This is a genomic window from Actinomadura sp. KC216, assembly GCF_004348535.1.
In the GTDB taxonomy this organism is placed as follows: domain Bacteria; phylum Actinomycetota; class Actinomycetes; order Streptosporangiales; family Streptosporangiaceae; genus Spirillospora.
Map to the genome: position 1 here is coordinate 41763 of NZ_SMJX01000021.1, position 6587 is coordinate 48349.

The following is a 6587-nucleotide window of genomic DNA, read 5'->3' on the forward strand; positions in this document are numbered from 1 at the left end:
CGTGTCTTCGTGGCCACGCGCCCAGCGTAACGACTCCCCCGGTACCGGCCCGCGCGGTGGCGGGCGGTTACCCTGGCGCGCATGGCCACGGAAGCCCCTGAACCCCCGGTGGGGTACGACGTCCACACCACGGCCGGGAAGATCGCCGACCTGGAGCGCCGCCGGTACGAGGCGGTGCACGCCGGATCGGCGCGCGCGGTCGAGAAGCAGCACGCCAAGGGCAAGATGACGGCCCGGGAGCGGATCGACGCGCTGCTCGACCCCGGGTCGTTCGTCGAGTTCGACGAGCTGGCGCGGCACCGGTCCACGAACTTCGGGATGGAGAAGAACCGGCCCTACGGGGACGGCGTCGTCACCGGGTACGGGACGGTCGACGGGCGTCCGGTCGCCGTGTTCAGCCAGGACTTCACCGTCTCCGGCGGTTCGCTGGGCGAGGTGTTCGGCGAGAAGATCTGCAAGGTCATGGACCATGCGATCACGACGGGCTGCCCGGTCATCGGGATCAACGACTCCGGCGGCGCGCGGATCCAGGAGGGCGTCGTCGCGCTCGGCCTGTACGCGGAGATCTTCAAGCGGAACGTGCACGCGTCCGGGGTGATCCCGCAGATATCGCTGGTCATGGGGCCGTGCGCGGGCGGCGCCGTGTACTCCCCGGCGATCACCGACTTCATCGTCATGGTCGACCAGACCTCCCACATGTTCATCACCGGGCCCGACGTGATCAAGACGGTCACCGGCGAAGAGGTGACGATGGAGGAGCTGGGCGGGGCGCACTCGCACAACTCCAAGTCGGGCGTGGCGCACTACCAGGGGTCGGACGAGGACGACGCGATCGAGTACGTCAAGGCGCTGCTGTCCTACCTTCCGTCCAACAACCTGTCGGACGCGCCCGCCTTCCCGGCGGAGGTCGACCCGGCGGAGCTGGACGAGGAGCTCGACAGCCTCATCCCCGACTCGCCGAACCAGCCGTACGACATGCACACCGCCATCGAGCACGTGGTGGACGACGGCGAGTTCCTCGAAGTGCAGGAGCAGTACGCGCCGAACATCATCGTCGGGTTCGGACGGGTCGAGGGCCGTTCGGTCGGCATCGTCGCGAACCAGCCGATGCAGTTCGCCGGGACGCTCGACATCGGCGCGTCGGAGAAGGCGGCCCGGTTCGTCCGGACGTGCGACGCGTTCAACATCCCCGTGCTGACGTTCGTGGACGTCCCCGGCTTCCTGCCCGGCACCGACCAGGAGTGGAACGGGATCATCCGGCGGGGCGCGAAGCTGCTGTACGCGTACGCGGAGGCGACGGTCCCGCTGGTCACGGTGATCACGCGGAAGGCGTACGGCGGCGCGTACGACGTCATGGGGTCCAAGCACCTCGGCGCGGACATCAATCTGGCGTGGCCGACGGCGCAGATCGCGGTGATGGGCGCGCAGGGCGCGGTGAACATCCTGTACCGGCGTGAGCTGGCCGCCGCGGACGACCCGGACGCCCGCCGCGCCGAGCTGATCACCGAGTACGAGGACACGCTCGCCAACCCCTACATCGCGGCGGAGCGCGGCTATGTCGACAACGTGATCAAGCCGTCCGAGACGCGGGGGCAGGTCGTGCGGGCGCTGCGCGCGCTGCGGGAGAAGCGCAAGACGCTTCCGCCCAAGAAGCACGGGAACATCCCGCTTTGATCGCTCTTTGGGCGAAGCCTGGGGGGTCTGGAAGTCCGCCCCCGGATGGGAACATTGGTCCGACCCTCCCAGTAGGTGAGGAGATGTGGTGACCGCTGAGGACAAGCCTTTCCTCCAGGTCGTCCGCGGCGATGCCGGGCCGGAGGAGATCGCGGCGCTCGTGGCCGTGCTCGCCGCGCGTGCGCGGGCCGCCGCCGCGGCGGACGCGCCCGAAGCGGCGCGGCCGTCCCGGTGGGCCGACAGGTCGCGGCTCGTGCGCAACACTTTCGCGGGGGAACCGCGGCCGCGCGGGCCCGGAGCATGGCGGGCGAGCGCCCTTCCCCGGTGACGGACCGGTGATGACGCGGTGACGGACAACTGTGGTTCGCACCCAGCGACGGCCCGTCACGAATAAGGTGGAAGGCCATGGCCACCTCGGAGTTCGTCCCACAGCCCGCGCGCTACGCGATTTTCGTCGACGCGGGGTACCTTTACGCGGCCTCCGGGGCGCTGCTGCTGAGTTGCGGTTCCCGGCGCGAGTACCGCGTCGCGGCCGAAAAGTTGATCAAGGCGTTGACCGATCATGCCGACGAGCAGCGCCGCGGCGAGCTGCTGCGGGTGTACTGGTTCGACGCCGCGCCGAAGCGGCAGCCGACGGTCGACCAGCGCGTCATCGCGAACCTGCCGCTGGTGAAGCTGCGGCTCGGGAACCTGAACGCGCAGGGCCAGCAGAAGGGCGTGGACGCCCAGCTCCGCGCCGACCTTGAGGCCCTCGCCCGGCACCGCGCCATCACCGATGCCGTGCTTCTGGCGGGCGACGAGGACATGCTGCCCGCGGTCGAGGCGGCGCAGCGGTATGGCGTCCGGGTCCATTTGTGGGGTGTCGAGCCGACGCACGGGTCCAACCAGGCCGAGTGGCTGGTGTGGGAGTCCGACACCGTCGAGGTGCTGCCGGCTGATTTCCTGCGTCCTTACTTCACTAAGGCCAAGTTGCTTCCCGCTCCTGCGCCCGGCACGGCCGCGGCCGTCCGGGACGCGGCTGACGCGGCCGCCGCGGCGAAGGGGACGAGCCCTGTGCCGTCGCCGTCGCAGGTGTTCGCGGGACGGCCCCCGGCGATCAAGCCGACGCCCGCCACCGTCCGCGCCAGCGTCCCCGTCCCGGCCGGTGCCGGGGCCGGTGCGACGCCCGCGACGGTCGCCGCGTCGATGAACTCCGCCGCCGCGGCCGCGCAGGACGGCAAGCTCGGGCCCGAGCGCGACCACATGCTGGAGATCGGCGAGCATGTCGCGCAGAAGTGGATCTTCGAGCGGGGGCGGGACAACATCCGCGACCTGCTCCCCGGCCCGATCCTGCCGCCCGTCATCGACAAGGAACTGCTGATCGAGGCCGAGAAGGAATTGGGCTCGTCGCTGCGCCCGTACCAGGAAGCCCGCACCTGGCTGCGGGACGGCTTCTGGGAGCGCGTCTACCGCGAGTTCGGCATCGGTATCGGCAAGTCCGACTGACGTTCCTCTCGCGCGGGCAGCGAACGCGAACACGTTTGGCAATTGGTCGGACACTCGCTGTCGTCCCCCGGTATGGTCCCCGCGGTGATGGGGGGAGACCGCGCATGGGAGCTCACGCTCATGAGGGACGATCACGGGCCGCCGCCGTCCCGCTCGCCGCGGCCCTGGCGCTGACCGGCGGCGGGCTCGCCGGGTGCGAGTCGCCCGTCCCGTTCTACCGGCCCGGGGAGGGATCCCCGGGCGGTCCGGTGGTCGGACTCGGTGGGCCCGCGCCGTATTCGAGCGTCCGTCCGGGTACCGGGCCGTCCGCTCCCGAGGCGGCCGTCCGGTTGGACGCCCGCCCCGCGGCCGGACGCGTCTACGCCGCCACCGGCGCGGGCATGATCGCACCGAACGCGCAAGGGATGCCCGAGCGGCTGTACGTCGCGAACGGGCAGGCCGTGGACGTCCTCGATCCGCACACGCTTCGCTCCGCCGGGCGCCTCCACACGGGGGCGGCGGCGTCGCGGGTGGTGCCGTCGTGGGATCTGCGGCGGCTGTGGGCTGCGGGCCGTGTCAACGGGGTCCTCGTCTCGGTCGGCGTGCGCAGCGGAAGGCTGGGCCTGCCGGTGAGCGTGCCGGGCGCGACCGGGCTCTACTTCACGCCGGACGGGCGGGACGCGCTGGTCCTGGCCCGGCGGCCGCGCCGCATCGACGTCCGCGACCCGCAGACGATGCTGCTGAAGGCGTCAGTGCCGATGCCGTGCGCCCCCGGCCACGCCGATTTCACGCTGGACGGGGCGTCGCTCGTCACGACCTGCGCGTCCGCGAGCGGGATCGGGCGCGTGCACCTCGCCGGGCGCGGCATCACCGGGACGATCAGGCTGCCGCACGGGGCGCGTCCCGGCGACCTGCGGCTGTCCCCGGACGGCGCCGTGTTCTACGTGACCGACTCCGTCAACGGCGGGGTGTGGCTCGTGGACGCCCGCCGGTTCCTCCTGACCGGGTTCGTCCCGACCGCGCCGGGCGCGCGCGGCCTCGCGGTCAGCCGGGACGCGCGGCGGCTGTTCGTCGTGGGCGGCGGCGTCCTCGCCGTCATCGACTTCGCGACCCGGCAGGTCACGTCCCGGTGGACGCTGCCGGGCGGCGGCTCCCCAGCGGTCGGCGGGGTGTCCTCGGACGGGACGGCACTGTGGCTCGCCGACCCCACCGGCCTCGTCTACGCCGTGGACACCCAGACCGGACGCGTCCTGCGGAAGGTCATGGTCGAAGGACATCCGGTGGGGCTGTCCGTCCACCCGCAGCCCGGCCGGTTCTCGCTGGGCGGCACCGGCCTTTACCGGTGAGCGCTGGTGCGGGCGTGCGCGCTGCTCAGCGGGAGCTGACGCCGTGCCACTCGGGGAGCAGTTCCTCCATGAGCGCCTCCGTCTGGGGCTGGAGCCTGTCGTAGAGCGGGTCGCGGGCGATGCGTCCGCGCAGCTCGTTCACGACGACCTGCACCTGCGCGACGTCGCCGGTGGCGTGGGTCGCGCGAAGCAGGTCGCGCCACAGGCCCTCGTCCTCGGGCGCGAGCCGCAGCCCGGCCCGCGCCGCGGTGACCGCGCCGCGCGCGTCGCCCTCGTCCAGCCGGAGCACGACGAGCCGGTGCGCGACGTCGATGACCCGCGCGGACGCCTCGTACTCCAGGGCGTGGTCGGCGAGCCACGCGTACCGGCCGCGCGGGCGCCCGGCGAGCAGCGGGCCGCGGACGAGGTCCAGCGCGTACGCCATGTAGGCGGCCTCGGACGCGGGCTCCGCCGCCGACCGCCACACCAGCCAGCGGAACACGTCGAGGTCGACGCGGACCTCCGAGCCGAGCCTGATCCGGCCGCGGTCGTCGTAGTACAGGTTGGGGCGGCCGCGCGCGTCGCGGCCGAGCCAGTCCGACACCCGGGCCACGGACGCGTCGCGGACGGCCGCGCTCACCCCGCGCGGCCAGATCGCCCCGGACAGCACCGTCGGGTGGACGCCCTCCGGGTGCGCGGCCAGGTAGACGAGCAGCTCGGTGCAGAGTTCGCGGCGGCTCTCGTCCATCGGGCCCGGCGCCTCGACCTCGATCGGGCCGAGCAGCCGCAGGTCGACCGACGACTGCTGCGCGGTCGGCGGCTCCGGGCCGCCGGCCAGGCCGGGCAGCTCGACGGAGTCGAGCCGGTTCGCGGTCCGGAACAGTTGGAACACGCGGCGGCAGGCGTCGTCGGGGACGAGCTGCGCGTCGACGTCGAAGCCGAGCACGCCCGCCTGGAGGCGCCCGGTGGCGTCGACGTCCCAGGTCCAGGTGGCGCCCTGCACGTCGCCGGCGACGAGGTACCCGGCGGCCATGCGGGTGCCGGTGCGGGCGAGCGCGACGAGCCGGTCGGCGTCCCGTTCGGACGGCTGGTCCGCCATGATCAGGTAGTGCGGCATCCACGCCTCGCCGAACACGCCGCGGCAGCGCCCGGTGAGCACCGAGTCGACGCCGGACGCGGCGAGCGCCTGCCGGACCTCCTCGCTGCGCCCCTCCAGCTCGGGCAGCGCGTCCGCGAGCGTCGCGACGGACCGCACCCGGTCCGGCGCGATCTCCGCCAGGCCCTCGCCCAGCTCGGCACCGAACCCGACGAGCGTGATCCGCATGTGGTCGGACCAGCGGTTGGTGGCCAGCTCGATCGCGATCGCCGACAGCGCCGCCCGCCGGACGTCCTCGGGGCCGCGGAGCGCGATCAGCCCGTGCGCGGCCTCCAGGTCGACGAGGATGCGGCCGCTCTCGTTCGTGCCGATGGACACCAGGCCGGGGTACGGGGCGAGGACGTCGCCGAGGTCGGACGCCTCCAGCCCGGCGAGCGCGTCGCCGTGCAGCCGCCAGACCTGGCCGTCGTCGTACGCCTGCCAGGGTGCGGGCGGGTTCCGGTCGGCGGGCGCGATCCACAGGTCGAGGCTCTGGGACCCGCCGATGTGGACGCCGTACACGGTCGGCAGCGCCCGGCCGCCCGCCGCCATCGACTTCGACAGGAACCGCAGCCCGAGGTCGAGGAGCCGGGTGGCGTCGTCGTCGGCGCCGAGCCGCAGCGCCCGCTCCGCCTCCGCCGCCTCGCCCTCCGGGCGGACGATCATGTTCCCGGCCGCGCGGTCCCACATCTGGGCGCGGCGGCGGCGTGCGAGCACGACCAGCAGCCCGGCGGCGATCAGCGAACCGGCCGCGAGGCTGTGCGGCCAGCCGATGCCGAGCCGCCCGCCGGAGTCGTCCTTCTCTTCCTGTTGCCGCTGCTCGGAGCCCTGCAAGTCCATCTCGCCTGATGGCCCCGACTGCTCGGGCGCGGGTGCTTGCGAGGCCGGCGGCGCCTGCGAAGCGGGAGGCTGCGAGGCCGGGGGTTGTGATGCCGGCGGCTGCGTGGTCGGCGCTTCGGTCGTTGGCGGGGGCGGGGCCGGTGCGGGCG

The 6587-nt window shown here is 73.3% G+C and carries 5 protein-coding genes; 4 read left to right on the forward strand and 1 reads right to left on the reverse strand.

Going from position 1 to position 6587, the window contains the following annotated elements:
* Positions 1-81: 81 nt before the first annotated feature.
* The 4 genes from E1264_RS06215 to E1264_RS06230 all read left to right on the forward strand — a co-directional run bounded on the left by E1264_RS06215 (position 82) and on the right by E1264_RS06230 (position 4484).
* The gene (locus E1264_RS06215) at positions 82-1674 is read left to right on the forward strand and encodes an acyl-CoA carboxylase subunit beta (protein WP_132170478.1); all 1593 of its coding nucleotides are present in this window, start codon (positions 82-84) and stop codon (positions 1672-1674) included.
* 85 nt (positions 1675-1759) lie between these two features.
* Positions 1760-2002 (forward strand): acyl-CoA carboxylase epsilon subunit, encoded by a 243-nt coding sequence (locus tag E1264_RS06220; protein ID WP_132170480.1) that lies wholly within the window; start codon positions 1760-1762, stop codon positions 2000-2002.
* A gap of 77 nt (positions 2003-2079) precedes the next feature.
* The gene (locus E1264_RS06225) at positions 2080-3159 is read left to right on the forward strand and encodes an NYN domain-containing protein (RefSeq protein ID WP_132170482.1); all 1080 of its coding nucleotides are present in this window, start codon (positions 2080-2082) and stop codon (positions 3157-3159) included.
* Between the two features lie 104 nt (positions 3160-3263).
* Entirely contained in the window at positions 3264-4484 is a 1221-nt protein-coding gene (locus E1264_RS06230) for a YncE family protein (protein ID WP_132170484.1), read from the forward strand.
* 25 nt (positions 4485-4509) lie between these two features.
* On the opposite strand, the gene E1264_RS06235 is transcribed toward E1264_RS06230, so the two are convergent.
* The gene (locus E1264_RS06235; RefSeq protein WP_243710779.1) at positions 4510-6438 is read right to left on the reverse strand and encodes a bacterial transcriptional activator domain-containing protein; all 1929 of its coding nucleotides are present in this window, start codon (positions 6436-6438) and stop codon (positions 4510-4512) included.
* Positions 6439-6587: the final 149 nt, after the last annotated feature.